This window comes from Microbulbifer zhoushanensis (assembly GCF_021729055.1).
In the GTDB taxonomy this organism is placed as follows: Bacteria; Pseudomonadota; Gammaproteobacteria; order Pseudomonadales; family Cellvibrionaceae; genus Microbulbifer; species Microbulbifer zhoushanensis.
This window is the reverse complement of the sequence record NZ_JAJSAO010000005.1, coordinates 489,299-508,196: the sequence shown is the minus strand read 5'-3', so window position 1 is coordinate 508,196 and position 18,898 is coordinate 489,299. Positions and strand designations below refer to the sequence as shown.

Here is an 18,898-nt window from a genome sequence, read left to right as displayed (position 1 = left end):
CTGTATTTCTATACAGGTGTTAGATTCTGGTAAAGTCCAAAAGCCAATCACTCCGAGGCCGACAAAATCTAACAGTTTATTCAAAAGACGCATCTATATATCCATTCGTCGTCTATCTACAAATAGTGATGCGTGAGTGTTATCAGATAACTCATATTTTTCAATACATTAGAGCCTTTTCGAGGATGGCAGCTCAGGCAAAAACGTGATGCGTCTTGCTATCCAGCTGAGCCACTAACCCTTTCTTCTCCGAGAATGCGCTTTAAAATCAATAGATTAGAGGGGCTCCTCGGGCAGATACACGACGCGTCTCGTGATCTGGGTCTTTTTCCTGACGTTCCTGACTAATTTTGGGCTCGGCTCGCTATTGTGGGATACAAAAAAAGCGGGCTTTCGCCCGCTTTCAATACCTCTCTTCCTGTGAGCGACTACTTGTTGTAGTTGTCCCTGTTTATTGCTTCTTGGTTGTTCCTACTACCACTGAAGCGCACCGCCGGTCTGGTATTCGATAACCCGCGTCTCGAAGAAGTTCTTCTCTTTCCGCAGGTCCATGATCTCGGACATCCACGGGAAGGGGTTCTGGGCGCCCGGGAACTGTTCCTTCAGGCCCAGCTGGCTCAGGCGGCGGTTGGCGATGAAGTGGAGGTATTCCTCCATCATGTTGGCATTCATGCCCAGTACGCCGCGGGGCATGGTGTCGCGGGCGTAGGCCACTTCCAGTTCCATGCCTTCCAGGATCATCTGCGCCACTTCCTGCTGGAACTCCGGGGTCCACAGGTGCGGGTTTTCCAGCTTGATCTGGTTGATGACGTCGATGCCGAAGTTCAGGTGCATGGACTCGTCGCGCAGGATGTACTGGAACTGCTCGGCAACGCCGGTCATCTTGTTGCGGCGGCCCATGGACAGGATCTGGGTAAAACCGCAGTAGAAGAAGATGCCCTCGGTCACGGCGTAGAAGGCGATCAGGTTGCGCAGCAGCTCCTGGTCGGTTTCCACGGTGCCGGTCCTGAAGTTGGGGTCGCCGATGGACTGGGTGTGCTTGAGGCTCCAGGCGGCTTTCTTGGCTACTGAAGGAACCTCGCGGTACATGTTGAATACCTCGCCCTCGTCCATGCCCAGGGACTCCACGCAGTACTGGTAGGCGTGGGTGTGGATGGCTTCCTCGAAGGACTGGCGCAGCAGGTACTGGCGGCACTCCGGGTTGGTGATATGGCGGTAGATGGCCAGCACCAGGTTATTCGCCACCAGGCTGTCGGCGGTGGAGAAGTAGCCCAGGGAGTATTCCACGATGCGGCGCTCGTCCTCGGTCAGACCCTCGGGGTCTTTCCACATGGACACGTCCTTGTTCATGTTCACTTCCTGCGGCATCCAGTGGTTGGCGCAGCCGTCCAGGTATTTCTGCCAGGCCCAGTCGTACTTGAAGGGCACCAGCTGGTTGAGGTCGGCGCGGCAGTTGATGATGCGCTTCTCGTCCACCTCGATACGGGCGGCGCCCATTTCCAGCTCTTCCAGGCCCGGTGCCGGGTCCATGTCGGCTACGGCGGCCCGTGCCGCTGCCACGGCGTCGGAGGCCGGCGCGGTGGTAACGGTGGATTGGGCCGCGGGCGACGCCGGTGCGGCGTGGCTCTCATAGGAGACAGCCGGTTCGGACACCTGCTGTTGCAGTGTTTCCGGCGCCGGTCGCGGTTCAGTGCTTTTCTTTTCTTGTGACGGTGTTTCGAGATCGTCCCAGCTAAGCATATTGGCCTTTCCGTCTTTTCTGCTGCGTGAATTGCTGCGTGTGTTCGATTCTTGTTGCCCCGGTGTGGCCACCGTTCTGCGGGTTAAGTCAGTGCGCCGGGGGCGGGGTTTCGGAACCGTCCGCGCCAGGGAAGGCGCGGCCGGAGCTACAGGGATGTATGTCTGCGTTTCCGAAATCCCGTCCCCGGTGCGCTGACGCCACAGGGGTGGTCCAGGCACCAGGGCAGTATTTGTGTCCGGGTTATTTTTAACCCGGGCTGGTGCAGGGCTTCCTGCGCCAGATCAAGTTTGCGGTGGAATCGGGTTCCCACCATTCGGGTTTCGAGTGCTGCCACTCCCCGGTCCGTTACTTCCCGCGCTTCCCCCATAGAAGGGCAGGGGACCGGGGGCGCAGCTTATGGTCTTAGCCGCAGTGCGGTTAGACGCTCTCCCCCGAGAGACTTTACGGCACCTTCATAAATCTACTGCGCGTGCGCCTGGCGGCGTCCGGCGGTGCTGGTGCGCCAGCCCGGTCGGCATGCTCATGTATTACCTATACACTCCGCTGCCTCCGCTCCGGCGGCCACCACCAGCCACCCGCTCGCTACGATTTCTGAAAGTGCCTTTAAAGGTGCCTTTCAGGTTTCCCCTTGCGGGGAAACTACTACTTCTTACTGGCAGGCCTCGCAGTCCGGGTCGTCCAGGGAACAGGCCTGGGGTACCGGGGCTGCCTGCGGTTCGGCGGCCGGGGCGGCGGCTGGTGCTGCCGCTGCCGCGCCGTTGGTGGCGCCGGCGCTTACCGCGTTCAGGTTGCCACCGTTCACGGTGGATTTTTCCGTGCTGGTGGCGGCCAGGGCGCGCAGGTAGTAAGTGGTCTTCAGGCCACGGTACCAGGCCATGCGATAGGTCAGGTCCAGCTTGCGGCCGTCGGCGCCGGCGATGTACAGGTTCAGGGACTGGGCCTGGTCGATCCACTTCTGGCGACGGCTGGCGGCGTCCACGATCCAGCGCGGCTCCACCTCGAAGGCGGTGGCGTACTTGGCTTTCAGGTCCGCCGGCACGCGCTCGATCTTCTGTACCGAGCCCTCGTAGTATTTCAGGTCGTTGACCATTACCTGGTCCCACAGGCCGCGGTCTTTCAGGTCGTGCACCAGGTACGGGTTCACCACGGTGAACTCGCCGGACAGGTTCGATTTCACGTACAGGTTCTGGTACGTGGGCTCGATGGACTGGGAAACCCCGGTGATGTTGGCGATGGTCGCGGTGGGGGCGATCGCCATCACGTTGGAGTTGCGCATGCCCTGGGTTTTCACCTTGCTGCGCAGGCTGTCCCAGTCGAGGGTGCTGTTGGTGTCCTGCTCGATGTATTTCTCACCGCGTTGCTCCGCCAGTACCTTGATGGAGTCCAGCGGCAGGATGCCCTGGCTCCACAGGGAGCCGTCGTAGCTCTGGTACTTGCCGCGCTCGGCCGCCAGGTCGCTGGAGGCGGAGATGGCCTCGTAGCTGATGGCTTCCATGGTGATGTCCGCGAACTGCACCGCCTCGTCGCTGGCGTAGGAGATGCCGGCGCGGTACAGCGCGTCCTGGAAGCCCATCAGGCCCAGGCCCACCGGGCGGTGACGGAAGTTGGACTGGCGCGCGGTGTCCACGGAGTAGTAGTTGATGTCGATGACGTTATCGAGCATGCGCACGGCGGTGTTGACGGTCTTTGACAGCTTGGCGCGGTCCAGCTGGCCGTCTTCACCAATGTGCTGGGCCAGGTTCACGGAGCCCAGGTTGCACACGGCGATCTCGTCGTTCGCCTTGGTGTTCAGGGTGATCTCGGTGCACAGGTTGGAGCTGTGTACCACACCGGCGTGCTGCTGCGGGCTGCGCAGGTTGCAGCTGTCCTTGAAGGTGATCCACGGGTGGCCGGTCTCGAACAGCATGCCCAGCATCTTGCGCCACAGGTCCAGTGCACGCACTTTCTTGTGCAGCTTCAGCTTGCCCTCGGCGGCCAGCTGCTCGTAGTGCTTGTAGCGCTCCTCGAAGGCGGTGCCCACCAGGTCGTGCAGGTCGGGGCAGGTGGCCGGGGAGAACAGGGTCCACTCCTCGTCTTCGAACACGCGCTTCATGAACAGGTCCGGTACCCAGTTGGCGGTGTTCATGTCGTGGGTGCGGCGACGGTCGTCACCGGTGTTCTTGCGCAGCTCCAGGAATTCCTCGATATCCAGGTGCCAGGTTTCCAGGTAGGCACACACGGCGCCCTTGCGCTTGCCGCCCTGGTTCACCGCCACGGCGGTGTCGTTGGCCACTTTCAGGAACGGCACCACGCCCTGGGACTTGCCGTTGGTGCCCTTGATGTAGGACCCCAGGGAACGCACCGGCGTCCAGTCGTTACCCAGGCCACCGGCCCACTTGGACAGCATGGCGTTGTCCTGGATGGCGCCGTAGATGCCGTGCAGGTCGTCCGGCACCGTGGTCAGGTAGCAGGAGGACAGCTGCGGGCGCAGGGTGCCGGCGTTGAACAGGGTGGGCGTGGAGCTCATGTAGTCGAAGGAGCTCAGCAGGTCGTAGAACTCGATCGCGCGCTCGTTCGGGTTTTCTTCATTGATGGCCAGGCCCATGGCGACGCGCATGAAGAAGATCTGCGGCAGCTCGAAACGGATGTCGTCGCTGTGCAGGAAGTAGCGGTCGTACAGGGTCTGCAGGCCCAGGTAGGTGAACTGGTGATCGCGCTCGCCCTTGATGGCGAAGCCCAGTTTCTCCAGGTCGAAGGTGGCCAGGGCCGGGTCCAGCAGCTCCAGCTCGATGCCTTTTTCCACGTAGGCGGCCAGGGTCTGGCTGTACAGGTCTTCCATCTCGTGGGCGGTGGCGTCGTTGGCCACACCCAGGAAACGCAGGGCCTCGGCGCGCAGCTTGTCCAGCAGCAGGCAGGCGGTGGCGTAGGTGTAGTTGGGTTCCTGCTCGACCATGGTGCGGGCGGTGATCACCAGCGCGGTATTGATGTCTTCCTGGGAGACGCCGTCGTACAGGTTGCGCAGCGCCTCGCTCAGGATGGCCTCGCCGTCCACGTCCTTCAGGCCCTCGCAGGCCTCGGCGACGATGGTGCGCAGGCGGTCCAGGTCCAGCGGCAGCATGCTGCCGTCTTCCTGCTTCACGCGGATGCTGGGGTGGGTCTCAGCGGCCTGGGCGGGGGCTTCTGCCTGCTGGCCCTTCTCGGCGCGCAGGCGGGCGTGCTCCTCGCGGTAGAGGACGTAGTCGCGGGCGATCTTGTGCTCGCCGGCGCGCATCAGGGCCAGTTCCACCTGGTCCTGGATTTCCTCGATGTGGATGGTGCCACCGGAGGGCATGCGGCGCTTGAAGGTGGCGCTGATCTGGCCCACCAGCTCCTGCACTTTCTCGTGGATGCGGCTGGAGGCGGCGGCGGTGCCGCCCTCTACGGCGAGAAACGCCTTGGTGACAGCGACGGAGATCTTGCTGTCGTCATAGGGCACCACGGTGCCGTTGCGCTTGATGACGCGAACCTGTCCCGGCGCGGTGGCGGCGAGGGTGGTGTCGCTACCGGCCTGATCCCTGGAAGTGCCGTTTTCGGAAGGAACGGCCTGAGAGCGCCCTGTCTCTGTGTGCATGTAGATCTCCGCAAGTATTTACTGAGTTATTTCCGCTTGTTATCCGCGTCACCTGCGCGGCCTGTCGCGGGGTCCCCGTCGCCCCGGTTGCCCGTCCGTCACCGGTGGGTGCGGGCGGGGAGGGCGAACAGGCCGTGCCCCCGTCTGTGTCGTATTACCTGTGGCTCCCGGTCACCGACCTGTTACCTCTGGGCGCGACACATCCGGGTGCCGGTGGCGGAACAATGCCGCCCGGGTACCTCTGGATTCATCTGGAAAACTTCTGACTGACTGAGTGGCGCCAAACCGGTTGGCGCAGAGTCTTGACCGGCCCCTGTCAGCTTGGGGCTGTGTTGGGAGTAAAACCCTATATGTTGGGGTTGCCCCTCGACTGCGCAACAAGATAATGCGGTAGAGGCCGATTTTCAAGGCGGATAACTCGGGGGTTATCTGTGGATAAATTGTGGGTAGGCGGTGAAGGTCAGTAGCTACTCTGCCGCCAGCGCCCGCCGTTGCTGGTGGTGTCTAAAAGGTGACCAGCTGTGAAGAAAAGCCGGTGTTTTTAAGAATTTTTTTTAATAGTTTTGGGCCCCTAAATTAACCTGGGCAATAACTGTTTTGACCTGTGTAGTCAGTGAGCAAAGTGGTACTACGGCGTCCATTTTTGCGTGGCATTATGCGCCGATGAAGGGCGCGCCAGTGGCGTAAAAATCACCAGCTGTTTCGCACTGTTGATCATCTATGCCGGTTGTTTTTTGAGCGCCGGGGCGCGTTGGCCAAGGCGGTGGAAAAATAACCGGCCAGCTTCGGCCCGCCGTGCACAAAAAACGAACACCCGGGAATGCCTGCCCGCCGCCGGGGCGCGGCAAGTTACACGGGGCGGTTCACGCTTTCAAACCATTTCTGGCGCCAACATAAAAAAAGCGCCCGGCCGGTGCAACCGGCGCGGGCGCCCTGGGTTCACTACTGTGAAGGGTTACCGCAAAGGAATGTGACGCGGGAAAATCAGTTGCTGTTTTCCTGCAGGAATTCCATCAGCGCCTTCTGGGCGTGCAGGCGGTTTTCCGCCTCGTCCCACACCACGGAAATGTTTTCGTCTTCCAGCAGTTCGGCGCTCACTTCCTCGCCGCGGTGGGCGGGCAGGCAGTGCATGAAGATCGCCTCGCTGTTGGCGTGGCTCATCAGCTCGTGGTCCACCAGGTAGCCCTCGAATGCCTTGAGGCGCTGGTGCTGTTCGGTCTCCTGGCCCATGGAGGCCCACACATCGGTTGCCACCCAGTCGGCGCCGCGCACGGCATCTTCCGGCTTGCGCACGATAGTGACCCGGTCGCCGGCGCTGGCGACGATGGACTGATCCGGGTCGTAGCCCTCGGGGCAGGCGATGCGCAGCTCGAAATCGTACTGGCGCGCGGCGTTGATATAGGAGTGGCACATATTATTGCCGTCCCCGACCCAGGCCACCACGCGGCCGCTGGGGCTGCCGCGATGTTCTACATAGGTCTGGATATCCGCCAGCAGCTGGCAGGGGTGGAAGCTGTCCGACAGGGCGTTGATCACCGGCACCCGCGAGTGGGCGGCAAAGCGCTCCAGCACGTTGTGGCCGAAGGTGCGGATCATCACCATGTCCACCATGCGCGAGATCACCCGGGCGCTGTCCTCGATCGGCTCGCCGCGGCCCAGCTGGGTGTCGCGGGGGGACAGGAACAGGGCGCTGCCGCCCATCTGCGCCATGCCCGCCTCGAAGGAGACGCGGGTACGGGTGGAGGACTTCTCGAAGATCATCCCCAGTACCTTGTCGCGGAACGGCTCGGTGGTGATGCCCTGGGCGCGCAGCGCCTTCAGTTCAATGGCGCGCTCGATCACCGTGTCGAGTTCTTCCCTGTTCAGGTCCATCAGGCTGAGAAAATGTCTGGTCGCCATGGGTCTTGTCTCCCTTCTTTAATACAGGCGGTTTGTTATGTCTGTGCCGGTTGCGTCCCTCAGGCCGCCTGGCGGGCGAATTGCAGGACCAGTGTGCTGACAGTATCGGCCACGTGGCGGCACTCGCTGTCCGTGAGTGTCAGCGGCGGCAACAGGCGCAGCACGTTGCCGGCGGTGACATTGATCAACAGGTCGTGGGCGCGGGCCTGCTGTACCAGTTCGCCGCAGGGGCGGTCCAGCTCGATACCCACCATCAGGCCCAGCCCGCGGATATCGTGCACGGCCTCACAGCCACCCAGCTGCACCCGCAGCTGTTGCAGCAGGCTGGCCCCCAGTGAAGCGGCGCGCTCTACCAGCGCCTCGTTCTCCAGGGTTTCCAGCACCGCCAGGGCGGCGCGGCAGGCCAGCGGGTTGCCGCCGAAGGTGGAGCCGTGGCTGCCGGCGCCGAACAGCTGCGCCGCCACACCGCTGGCCAGGCAGGCACCGATGGGTACGCCATTGCCCAGTCCCTTGGCCGTGGTGACCACATCAGGGAGTATGCCGGCGTGCTGGTAGGCGAACAACTCGCCGGTGCGGCCGTTGCCGGTCTGGATCTCGTCCAGCATCAGCAGCCAGTGGCGGTCGTTGCACAGGTGGCGCAGGCGCAGCAGGTAGTCGCTGTCGGGGACGCGGATGCCGCCCTCGCCCTGCACCGGCTCCACCAGCACCGCGACGATATCGTCGTGCTGCGCCGCCAGTGCCTCGATGGCGGCGACATCGTTGAAGGGGACCCGCAGGAAGCCCTCCGGCAGCGGGGCGAAGCCCTGCTGGGCGGCGGGGTTGCCGGTGGCGGTGAGGGTGGCCAGGGTGCGGCCGTGGAAGGCGTGCTCCATTACCACGATGCGCGGGCAGGCCAGCCCGCGCGCGTTGCCCAGCTTGCGCGCCAGCTTGATGGCGGCCTCGTTGGCCTCGGCACCGGAGTTGGAGAAGAACACATTGTCCATGCCCGACAGGGCCACCAGCTTTTCCGCCAGCTGTTCCTGGGCGGGAATATTGTAGAGGTTGGACACGTGCAGCAGGGTGTGGGCCTGGTCCTGCAGCGCCGCGGTGACCGCCGGGTGGCAGTGCCCCAGGCCGCAAACGGCGATACCGGAGATGGCGTCCAGGTAGCGTCGGCCGCTGTCGTCCCACACGTAGTTGCCTTCGCCCCTGACCAGGGTCAGGGTCCTTTCGCCGTAATTCTGCATCAGTGCGGGGGTGGCCACTTTGCTGTCTCCTCCTGTTGATCTGCCTGTAGGCCTGTCGAGCCGGTTGCCGCAGGAAATTCGGCATTGTTGCCTTCAATCCGCAGTTTCCCCGGGTTGGCCGGCAATACTACCACAAGGATAGTGGCGGGATAGTCGCGGAGGCCGGGAATTGGCGTTTTTCGTATGCGGCTACACACTAGGGTACAATGCCGGCCAGCGCGCCACTGCCCCCGGCCGGCGCAGCGCCCAATTTATCGACCGGTACCACTACCCGAGGTTAGTTATCCCTATGGACACAATGGAGAACATCAAGCAGCAGATCGCCGACAACGCCATCCTGCTCTACATGAAAGGCAGCCCCAACGCGCCCCAGTGCGGCTTTTCCATGCGCGCCTCCCAGGCGCTGATGGCCTGTGGCAAGCGTTTTGCCTATGTGGATGTGCTGTCCAACCCGGATATCCGCTCTGAACTGCCCAAGTACGCCAACTGGCCCACCTTCCCGCAGCTGTGGGTGAAGGGCGAGCTGGTCGGCGGCTGTGACATCATCATGGAGATGTACGAGAGCGGCGAGCTGAAGACCCTGGTGGAAGAGGCCTCGGCCGAGAGCGAGGACGGCGAGTAAACCTTGCCGGTCCCCGGGACGAAAAAACCGCGGCCAGTGCCGCGGTTTTTTTATGCCCGCAAACCGGGCCGGTGCCATGTAGGCGGGGCAGGGCGCACACAAGGTGCGCCCCTACGGGGGGAACGAACCGATCCGGGGAATGATATAGGGGCGCACCTTGTGTGCGCCCGAGTGCCAGTGTCCACGAGGCCCGGTACCATGCCGGCCCGGCGGGATGACGGAGAGGGACTGTCTCTGGTGTTGGCAATGGACCCGGGTAACCCGGGAGAGGGATCGTAGGGGCGCACCTTGTGTGCGCCCGGGAAACAGCCCTTATTCGTCGGAGGCTTTTTCCATCTGGGTCTGCAGGTAGTTTTGCAGGCCTACCATGTCGACCAGCTCCAGCTGCTTTTCCAGCCAGTCCACGTGCTCTTCCTCGGACTCGAGGATTTTCTCCAGCAACTCGCGGCTGCCGTAGTCGCGCACGGATTCACAGTAGGCGATACCGTCGCGCAGGTCGGGGATGGCCTTGGATTCCAGCTTCAGGTCGCACTTGAGCATTTCCTGCGGGTCTTCGCCGATCAGCAGCTTGCCCAGGTGTTGCAGGTTGGGGATGCCCTCCAGGAACAGGATCCGCTCGATGAGCCAGTCGGCATGTTTCATTTCATCGATGGATTCTTCGTATTCCTTTTTGCCCAGCTCTTTCAGGCCCCAGTTGTCATACATGCGGGCATGCAGGAAATACTGGTTGATGGCCACCAGCTCGTTGCCCAGTGCTTTGTTGAGGTGTTCGATGACCTTGGGATCGCCTTTCATAGCTTTTGCTCCTGTGCCCGCGATGCCGGGTGTGCACCCGCGGGAATATCCTGTTGTGAGTTGTGTGCTTCCGCGCCGCCAGTCAGTTATCAGTAATTTTATTGTAGGGTCGGTAGCGCATATGCGGTGGAGTTTGCGGTGCTGTCAGCGGCAAGTCAAGGGAAGCGAAAATTCACGCAGACACTGTATATAAAGGGTGAAACACAAATTTGGCCGAAAAGCGGAACGAAAATGATTCCTCTTTAGATGCCCTTCGAAAACCTTGTCGATAGTCATTTTTATTTACTGTGCGCGGAAAAATGCCGGGCGCAGGTTGGCGGGGCAGGCAGCGGGACTTTTATTTGGTCAGCTGCTAGTTGGTGAGCTGCGCGGCGATTTCCTCCACGCGGGATTTGATCGCCTGCAAATCGTTGCTGCTCTCGATAAAGGTTTCGCAGTCCTCTTCCAGCTGCCGCACATAGGCGAGCATGGCGCGGCGGTCCTGCCCGCGGCCGCAGGCACGGCTCAGGCGCAACAGGGAATTCAACAGGTGCCGCATGAATACACCATTGGCGCGGCCGTGCTCACAGATTTCATCGAGTGAGGCATCCAGCAGGTCGGCGAAGGTCAGCTCCCGCGTTACCAGGCGCAGGCGGCCGAGCTCATCGGTAAAGCAGTTTCCCGGTTCCGGTCGTTGCAGCACCGTGCCCAGTCCCTCCACCAGTCGATCGACACAGGTATAGGCGGTGAACGGATCATTGACGCCCGGCGACAGCGCGCGCACGGCAATCTGCGACAGCTGCCGGATGGAAAAGACAATATCCTGTTCGGCGGTTGGCTGGGAGCCGATTTCCACCGCCGAGTGAATGCCGGTGAGCAGCGAATCCATATCGGCGGGTGAGTCGAAGATGCGCCCGATGACACCCCAGTGATTGACGTAGGCTCCCGCGTGGCAGGTGATCTGCAGGCAGCAATCGTATTTCTCCGCCAGGGCCTGCAGGGCCGGGCGGTTGACCAGTTGCACATAGCCGCCGCTGCCGCTGGGGATATTGATCCAGCCCTGGCCCAGTTCCAGGCGGTCCTCGTCGAATTTCTGCCCTTCCATATCTTTCGGGGACTGCGGGTATTCGCGGTCGATCGCGCGATGGAACTCCTGGTTGATCTGGTGGGTGATGTTGTCCACCTGGATGGTGAGCGCCACGTTATGGATGAAGTACACCAGGAACAGGATGCTGGCCAGGGCCAGCAGCATGGCCACATGCACGGCCAGGTCATAGTTGCTGACGTTGTCTTCCAGCGTATCGATGCTGCGGATGGTGACCAGCGCATAGACAAAGGAGGCGAGAAAGATCCCCAGTGCCACCTGGGTGCTGCGGTCGCGGACAAAATTGCGCACCACGCGCGGGCCGAATTGGTTAGAGGCCAGTGTCAGTGCCACCACCGTAATGGAAAAGACGGTACCGGCCACGGTAATGGTGGAAGAGGCAATAGTGGAGAGCAGGGCGCGGGCGCTGTTGGCGTCGCTGATGCTGAGCCAGTCAATCCCGGTAGCGCCGGCGACATCGACGGCGCTGTCCAGTAGCCGCAGGCCGATGGCGAGAAGTATCGCCAGCACAATCATGCTGGCCGGCACCGTCAGGAAACTGGTGCGCAGTTGTTCACCCAGGTGCTGGAGGGAATGCCGCATGCTGTCCCACTGGTGGCCGTGCAGGTTTCCTTAGCTTAGTGCACCGGCAGTGACTGTTGTCGGGGCCATTATCGGCGGCGGCAACCTGGTGTGATGGCTTGTATGCAGTAAAGGATCAGGGCCGGGGGAGCGAGAGGGGAAGGCCTGGGAGCGGGGGAGGGAGCGGGCGACCACGGGGGGTGGCCGCCGGATTACATCAGCTGGCGGAATAGAACAGGCCGCTGTTGGCGTTGGCGATAACACCGCCACTCATGGTTTCTTCGATGATCTCCTGGGTGAGCTCGGCACAGCGGCCGCACTGCGAGGATACGCCCAGCTGGCGACGCAGGGCCTTGACCGAGGTAGAGCCGTCATACACGGCTTCCTTGATCTGGCGGTCGGTAATGCCTTTACAGATACATACGTACATGGCTGCTTCTACCCTGTGGCGCACAATGCCCAAATAAGAACGATGTGTGGATCGTATTGCAATTGAGAATGAGTGTCAATAAGGTTCCATGAATGCATGGTTTTTATTCTAGTTGGCTAAAACATGACCCACAGGGCAATTGTCGCGAAACCCTGACCGATGGGTCGGGCCCCGCCGGGGAGTCCGTCGGCACACCGGCATGAATTCAGGCCCCGGGCATTGAATCCATTGCTATCGACACCATATAAATTTTCTATGGGACTGGCCGGGGTGGCTGTGTATCATTGCGGCCCACTATCAATTCCATGGCAATTTATTACTCCTGTATATAAATTGACCGTTTCGACATTTTAATTACCAATCCAACACTGGAATGAGGAGGCTCTTATGGCAGTTCTGGTAGGCAAACCTGCTCCGGACTTCACCGCTGCCGCGGTACTGGGTAACGGCGAGATCGTTGAAGACTTCAACCTGGCCGAGACCATCAAGGGCAAGAAGGCTGTGATCTTCTTCTACCCGCTGGACTTCACCTTCGTATGCCCGTCCGAGCTGATCGCTTTCGATCACCGTTTCGAGGAGTTCAAGAAGCGTGGCGTCGAGGTGATCGGTGTTTCCATCGACTCCCAGTTCTCCCACAACGCGTGGCGCAACACCTCCGTCAACGATGGCGGCATCGGCCCGGTCAAGTACTCCCTGGTTGCCGACGTGAAGCACGAGATCTGCCAGGCCTACGACGTAGAGTCCGAGGGCGGTGTAGCCTTCCGCGGCTCCTTCCTGATCGACGAGGAAGGTGTGGTACGTCACCAGGTAGTCAACGACCTGCCGCTGGGCCGTAACGTGGACGAAATGCTGCGTATGGTCGACGCCCTGGCGTTCCACCAGGAGCACGGCGAAGTCTGCCCGGCGGGCTGGCAGGAAGGCGACAAGGGCATGAACGCCTCTCCGGAAGGCGTTGCCGCTTACCTGAGCGAGAACGCTGAGAAGCTGTAAGCCTGATGCGTCCTGGCGCCCCGGGGCATCCCGGGGACGCTGCTGAAGGCCAGAAACCGCCCCCGGGCGGTTTTTTTGTGCCTGGGGCACACTTCAGCAGCGATGCGTCGCACGCGATTTGTGATTACAATGTCGCTGTTTTCGTGACAGGCAGCACAGCCGGAGAATTTTTCCGTTCGCTGCTAGTCTTACACTTAAACACTGTGACCTGCCGCGGCGGCCTGAAGTACGGCAATGAAATCCTTGATCCATACCACAATCTGTCTCTGCTGGCGTCGACCGGGTGCGGTCCGCTGGTGCCTGCTCCTGATGCTGGCCGGTCTCTGGCTGCCCGCCACGGCGGCGGATATCGATGCCAGTGCCCGGCAATTCGATCGCTATTTCCATAGCCTGATGAAAAAGAACGGGATCCCCGGTGCCGCCTACGTGATCGTCAGCGGCAACGAGGTGGTGGCCATGGATACCCATGGCGTGCGGGTCAAGGGCAAGCGGGCGAAGGTGGATAACAACACCGTGTTCCGCCTGGCCTCGGTCTCCAAGACCTTCGCCTCCAGCATGGCCGCGGTGCTGGAGCACGAGCAGAAATTCGACTGGGGCGACAAGGTGGTGCGCTATGTGCCGGAGCTGCGCTTCAAGACCCCGTCCCTGTCCAAGCAGTTGCAGGTGGAGCACCTGCTGAGCCACTCCTCGGGCCTGACCCCGAATGCCTATGACAACTACCTGGAAGATGACCAGCCGCTCAGCAAGATCCTGCCCAAGTTCGCCAATATCGACCCGCGCTGCACCCCGGGCAAGTGTTACGGCTACCAGAATGTCCTCTTCAGCCTGATCGAGGATGTGATCCAGAAGGCCACCGGGGTGTCCTACGAGCGCCAGCTGGACAACCGTTTCTTCTCCCCGCTGAAGATGGACAATGCCTCCCTGGGCTGGGAGCGCTTTATGGCGTCGGACAACCGCGCCGCGCCCCATGTGCAGACCGGCCGCGGCTGGCGCCCGGTAAAAGTCGAGAAGGAGTACTACTACGCCGGGCCGGCGGCGGGCGTGAACGCCAGCATCTCCGATATGGCCCAGTGGCTGAAGGCACAGATGGGCTACTACCCCAAGGTGCTGTCGCCGGAGGTGATCGCCGACATCACCACCGAGCGGGTGGAGACCCGCCGCCACATGCGCCACCGCATCTGGCGTGACTACCTGTCCCATGCCGGTTACGGTCTGGGCTGGCGCCTGTATACCATCGGCGACGACCGCATCATCTACCACGGTGGCTGGGTGGCCGGATTCCGCGCCGCCGTGGCCTATTCGGAGAAGCTCAAGATCGGCATTGTTATCCTGATGAACGCCGAGTCGCGCGTCATCTCCGACCTGACCGCCAATTTCGTGGTGGATATCACCGGTAACGGCAACCTGGCCACCGCCCTGGCCGGCGAGTAGCGACTTCCCGGTCTGCTATTCCCCTCTCTTCCCCGGCCCCACGGCCCTTGAAACCGCGGGCCGCGGCCCAATATAGCCCCCTGTTCAGAATGAAGTGACAGGGGAGACCTATCCATGACCGTCGAGGCCCAGAAAGAGAGCCACGGTTTCCAGACGGAAGCCAAGCAGCTACTGCACCTGATGATCCACTCGCTGTACTCCAACAAGGAGATTTTCCTGCGCGAGCTGGTATCCAATGCTTCCGACGCCGCCGACAAGTTGCGCTTTGAGGCGCTGGCGAAGCCGGAGCTGCTGGAAGAAGATCCCGACCTGCATATTCGCATCGAGTTCGACAAGGACGCCGGTACCCTCACCATTTCCGATAACGGCATCGGCATGAGCCGCGACGAGGTGATCGAGAACCTGGGTACCATCGCCCGTTCCGGCACGGCCAGCTTCCTGCAGAACCTCACCGGCGACCAGCAGAAGGACGCCCACCTGATCGGCCAGTTCGGGGTGGGTTTCTACTCCGCCTTTATCGTCGCCGACAAGGTGGAGGTGTTCACCCGTCGCGCCGGCGCCGATACCGCCCAGGGCGTGCACTGGGAGTGCCACGGCGAGGCCGAGTACACCGTCGAGAACGTGGAGTGGCCGCAGCGCGGAACCCGCGTGGTGCTGCACCTGAAAGATGACGCCAGCGAATTTGCCGATGGCTGGCGCCTGCGCTCCATCATCAAGAAATACTCCGACCACATCGCCATCCCGGTGGAGATGCTGAAGGAGGAAGCGCCTGCGGCCGGGGACGAGGAAGAGAAACCGGAAGACAAGGCGCCGGAGTTCGAGGCTGTCAACGCCGCCCAGGCCCTGTGGACCCGTCCGCGCAGCGATATCAAGGCCGAGGAGTACCGCGAGTTTTACAAGCATATCGCGCATGACTTCGACGACCCCCTGACCTGGAGCCACAACCGTGTCGAGGGTACGCTGGATTACACCAGCCTGCTGTATATCCCCGGTCGCGCACCGTTCGACCTGTACCAGCGCGATGCCTCCCGCGGCCTGAAACTCTATGTGCAGCGCACCTTTATCATGGATGACGCCGAGCAGTTCCTGCCGCTGTACCTGCGTTTCGTCAAGGGCGTGCTGGATTCCAACGACCTGCCGCTGAACGTGTCCCGCGAGATCCTGCAGAAGGACCGCAACACCGATGCCATCAAGAGCGCACTGACCAAGCGCGTGCTGGACATGCTGTCCAAGCTGGCGAAGAAGGACGCGGATGAATACCAGAAATTCTGGAACCTGTTCGGCAATGTACTGAAAGAGGGTCCGGCGGAAGACTTCGCCAACAAGGAGAAAATCGCCAAGCTGCTGCGTTTCTCCACCACCCACACCGACGAGCCGAAGCAGGACCAGTCCCTGGAGGATTACACCGGCCGCATGCAGGATGGCCAGAAGTACATCTACTACGTGGCCGCCGACAACTTTGCCACTGCCAAGTCCAGCCCCTACCTGGAAGTATTCCGCAAGAAGGGCATCGAGGTGCTGCTGCTCACCGACCAGGTGGATGAGTGGTTCGTGGGCCATATGACCGAGTTCGATGGCAAGCCGTTCCAGGACGTGGCCAAGGGCGCACTGGACCTGGGCGAGGCGGAGACCGACGAGGACAAGGCCGAGCGTGAGAAGGTGGAGAAAGACGCCGGTGCGCTGGTGGAGCGGGTCAAGGAAGTGCTGGAAAACCGCGTTGAGGACGTGCGCGCAACCACCCGCCTGGTGGATTCACCGGCGTGCCTGGTGGTGAGCGAGCAGGACCTGGGGCCGCAGATGCGCCGCATCCTCGAGCAGGCCGGCCAGTCCCTGCCGGAAGCCAAGCCGATCTTCGAGCTGAACCCCTCACATCCGCTGGTGCAGCGGCTGGACCAGGAACAGGATGAGGACCGCTTCGCCGACCTCACCAATATCCTGCTGGACCAGGCCAACCTGGCAGCGGGCAACCAGCTGACGGACCCGGCCGATTATGTGCGCCGCCTGAACGCGCTGCTGCTGGAGCTGAACACTTAAGGCAGCCGCTTCGCCGCTTGCGACCGCCGGTCCCGACTGAAAGGGCCGGCGGTTTTTATTTTCCCGCACCCGCGCCGGCCTGGCGCCGCGCTCCATGTACCCCCGCCCTGTTTGATTTTTGCTCGATTTGCCCCCCAGGTCACACCGCCTGCGCGGAAACTGACCGATAATCACTTTTTTTTCCCGCCCGCGTTGGGCTGGGCCAGCTCGACCTCTATAATCCGCTCGACGACAACAACTACCATTCCCTTACTCAATTCCATCGGACAGGTATGACACAGACGGAAACTTCTAAGCCCTTTTCCATTGCCGTACTGGGCGGCGGCAGTTTCGGTACCGCGATTGCCAATATTGTCGCCGGCAACGGCCACGATACCCGCCAGTGGATGCGCGACCCAGAGCGTGCGGAGAGCTGCCGCAACCTGCGGGAGAACCGTTATTACCTGCCCGGTGTCACCCTGCACCCGGAGCTGAAAGTCACCAGCGACCTGGAGGAAGCACTGGCCGGTTGCCAGATTGTATTCGTGGCGATTCCCAGCAAGTCTTTCCGTGAGGTGGTGCAGCGCGTTGCCCCCATGCTGGACACCGGCACCATGCTGATTTCCACTACCAAGGGTATCGAGCATGACAGCTTCCACCTGATGAGCGATATCCTGCGCGAGGAAACCACGGATATGCGTGTGGGGGTGCTGAGCGGCCCGAATTTTGCGAAAGAGATTGTCGCGGATCACTACACCGCCACCGTGATCGCGAGTGAGGACGAGGAACTTTGCAGCACTATCCAGAAAGTGCTTCATTCCGAGACGTTCCGGGTCTACTCCAGCAACGACGTGTTCGGCGTGGAGCTGGCGGGGGCACTGAAGAATATTTATGCCATCGTCACCGGCATGGCAGTGGCGCTGGATCGCGGGCAGAACACCATCAGCCTGCTGATCACCCGCGCGCTGGCGGAAATGATGCGCTTTGCCGAGGCGATGGGAGCCGATCCCATGACCTTTATCGGGCTAGCCGGGGTAGGGGACCTGATCCTCACCTGTTCCTCGGACCTGAGCCGCAACTACCGGGTGGGTTACCTGGTGGGACGGGGCCGGGCCCTGGAGGAGGCTGTCGCAGAAATCGGTCAGGTCGCCGAGGGCGTGAACACGGTTCGGCTGATTAAGCACAAAGCGGATGAATTGGGCGTCTACATGCCCTTGGTTTCCGCTATTCACGCCATATTATTTGAAGAGCGCCCGATCCCGGAGGTAATACGCGATTTGATGTCGGGCGCGCAAACGTTCGATGTAGCCTATTCGGCTAAACCCTAGGGGCAAAGACAATATGGATAATGAAGAACTGAAAAAAAACATCACCTCCGGCAACCACTGGATGCGCCTGTTGTACATGGTGCTGTTCGTAGTGCTGCTGGAAATCGCCGGCTTCGTCATGCTGGCGGTGGTGATACTGCAGTTCCTGTTCTCGATTCTTTCCGGCGGCCCCAATGACAACCTGCGCCGCCTGGGGGACCAGATCGCGTCTTTCGTGTACCAGACCCTGCAATTCCTGGTGTACAACACCGAAGAGAAACCTTTCCCGTTTGCCGAGTGGCCCGAGTCCGACATCGAGGACCTGTCCGGCTATGAAAGTGCCGAGGAAGTAAACGGCGAAGTGGTCTCCGAAGACGATGAAGAGCCCCAGGGGCAGAGCGTGTACGATCCCATCTCCCTGGGTGCCGGGAAGGACGAGGGCGAAGACAAACCCGCCGCATCCACCAGCAAGGGGGCGGCCAAAAAGAGCGCCTCCGGCGGCACCGGCAAGGGCAGCTCCAGCAAAAGCAGTTCGTCGAAGTCCAGCTCTTCGAAGTCCAGCTCGACCAAGTCCAGTGGATCCGGCAGTTCCACCAAAAGCAGCGACAAGGCCGGCGCCGACAAGGGCAAGGAGCCGGAGAAGGAGACCGGGAAGGACGACGACAGCGACAAGTAGTCCGTAGCCATCCGGCGGGGCTCACCCCCCCGCCAGTGGCGAAACAGGGAGGTTCAGCGTGCAGCTACTGATATTGCGCCACGGCGAGGCCGAGCCGATGGTGGGCGAGGACAGTGAGCGCCAGCTTACCGATCGCGGCCGGGCACAGGTGGCCTGGATCTGCGACCGACGCGCCGAAGAGCTGGCGCAGGTGCGCGCCATCTGGGCCAGCCCGTTTGTGCGTACCCAGCAGACCGCGCAGATTGTCGCCGGCCGCCTGCGGCAGCCTGTGGACACCCAGCCCCTGCTGGTGGGCGATACCGATCCGCGGGAGGTGCTGGAAGCCCTGGGCCGCGCGGCACTCTTCCCGCTGCTGCTGGTGAGCCACCAGCCGCTGGTGGGCTCCCTGGTCAACGGCCTCTGCGGCAGTCCCGGGGCACATCCCATGGGCACCTCCAGCCTGGCCTGCCTGGAAGCCGAGGTCTGGGCCAACGGCTGCGCCGACCTGTCCTGGCTGCAGCACCCGCAGGTCTAGCCGGGACGCCGCACCATTCG

14 protein-coding genes are annotated in these 18,898 nt (G+C 61.6%); 7 read left to right on the top strand and 7 right to left on the bottom strand.

Features of this window, described 5'->3' with window-relative positions; all coding sequences use genetic code 11:
- Window positions 1-474: 474 nt before the first annotated feature.
- The 4 genes from LVD10_RS13080 to LVD10_RS13065 form a co-directional block, all read right to left on the bottom strand.
- Window positions 475-1,740: a ribonucleotide-diphosphate reductase subunit beta gene (locus tag LVD10_RS13080; RefSeq protein ID WP_237063920.1), complete on the bottom strand. Its 1,266-nt coding sequence runs from the start codon at window positions 1,738-1,740 to the stop codon at window positions 475-477.
- Window positions 1,741-2,390: 650 nt separating this feature from the next.
- A complete protein-coding gene (locus LVD10_RS13075; RefSeq protein WP_232941432.1) occupies window positions 2,391-5,330 on the bottom strand; it encodes a ribonucleoside-diphosphate reductase subunit alpha in 2,940 nt (979 codons plus the stop codon).
- 984 nt (window positions 5,331-6,314) lie between these two features.
- Window positions 6,315-7,229, bottom strand: coding sequence for an ornithine carbamoyltransferase (gene argF / locus LVD10_RS13070; protein WP_232941433.1), 915 nt, complete (start codon window positions 7,227-7,229; stop codon window positions 6,315-6,317).
- A 59-nt stretch (window positions 7,230-7,288) separates the two neighbouring features.
- Complete coding sequence (locus LVD10_RS13065) at window positions 7,289-8,473, bottom strand: aspartate aminotransferase family protein (protein WP_237063918.1); 1,185 nt, start codon at window positions 8,471-8,473, stop codon at window positions 7,289-7,291.
- A 271-nt stretch (window positions 8,474-8,744) separates the two neighbouring features.
- Between LVD10_RS13065 and grxD the strand changes: the two genes are divergently transcribed.
- Entirely contained in the window at window positions 8,745-9,077 is a 333-nt protein-coding gene (gene grxD, locus LVD10_RS13060) for a Grx4 family monothiol glutaredoxin (protein ID WP_232941435.1), read from the top strand.
- Between the two features lie 312 nt (window positions 9,078-9,389).
- Here grxD and bfr read toward each other — a convergent pair whose 3' ends face one another.
- From bfr to LVD10_RS13045, 3 genes are all read right to left on the bottom strand, one after another.
- A complete protein-coding gene (gene bfr / locus LVD10_RS13055) occupies window positions 9,390-9,872 on the bottom strand; it encodes a bacterioferritin (protein WP_232941436.1) in 483 nt (160 codons plus the stop codon).
- 352 nt (window positions 9,873-10,224) lie between these two features.
- Entirely contained in the window at window positions 10,225-11,538 is a 1,314-nt protein-coding gene (locus tag LVD10_RS13050; RefSeq protein WP_232941437.1) for a DUF2254 domain-containing protein, read from the bottom strand.
- 196 nt (window positions 11,539-11,734) lie between these two features.
- On the bottom strand, window positions 11,735-11,947 hold the full coding sequence (locus LVD10_RS13045) for a bacterioferritin-associated ferredoxin (RefSeq protein WP_232941438.1): 213 nt from the start codon (window positions 11,945-11,947) through the stop codon (window positions 11,735-11,737).
- Window positions 11,948-12,334: 387 nt separating this feature from the next.
- Between LVD10_RS13045 and LVD10_RS13040 the strand changes: the two genes are divergently transcribed.
- From LVD10_RS13040 to sixA, 6 genes are all read left to right on the top strand, one after another.
- Window positions 12,335-12,937 (top strand): peroxiredoxin, encoded by a 603-nt coding sequence (locus tag LVD10_RS13040; protein WP_232941439.1) that lies wholly within the window; start codon window positions 12,335-12,337, stop codon window positions 12,935-12,937.
- A gap of 234 nt (window positions 12,938-13,171) precedes the next feature.
- Window positions 13,172-14,368, top strand: a complete 1,197-nt coding sequence (locus LVD10_RS13035; protein ID WP_232941440.1) for a serine hydrolase domain-containing protein — start codon at window positions 13,172-13,174, stop codon at window positions 14,366-14,368.
- Window positions 14,369-14,482: 114 nt separating this feature from the next.
- Window positions 14,483-16,402, top strand: coding sequence for a molecular chaperone HtpG (gene htpG, locus LVD10_RS13030; RefSeq protein WP_237063916.1), 1,920 nt, complete (start codon window positions 14,483-14,485; stop codon window positions 16,400-16,402).
- Between the two features lie 272 nt (window positions 16,403-16,674).
- The gene (locus LVD10_RS13025; protein WP_232941442.1) at window positions 16,675-17,709 is read left to right on the top strand and encodes an NAD(P)H-dependent glycerol-3-phosphate dehydrogenase; all 1,035 of its coding nucleotides are present in this window, start codon (window positions 16,675-16,677) and stop codon (window positions 17,707-17,709) included.
- A gap of 13 nt (window positions 17,710-17,722) precedes the next feature.
- Window positions 17,723-18,364, top strand: coding sequence for a DUF4389 domain-containing protein (locus LVD10_RS13020; RefSeq protein WP_232941443.1), 642 nt, complete (start codon window positions 17,723-17,725; stop codon window positions 18,362-18,364).
- A gap of 58 nt (window positions 18,365-18,422) precedes the next feature.
- Window positions 18,423-18,878, top strand: coding sequence for a phosphohistidine phosphatase SixA (gene sixA / locus LVD10_RS13015; protein WP_232941444.1), 456 nt, complete (start codon window positions 18,423-18,425; stop codon window positions 18,876-18,878).
- Window positions 18,879-18,898: the final 20 nt, after the last annotated feature.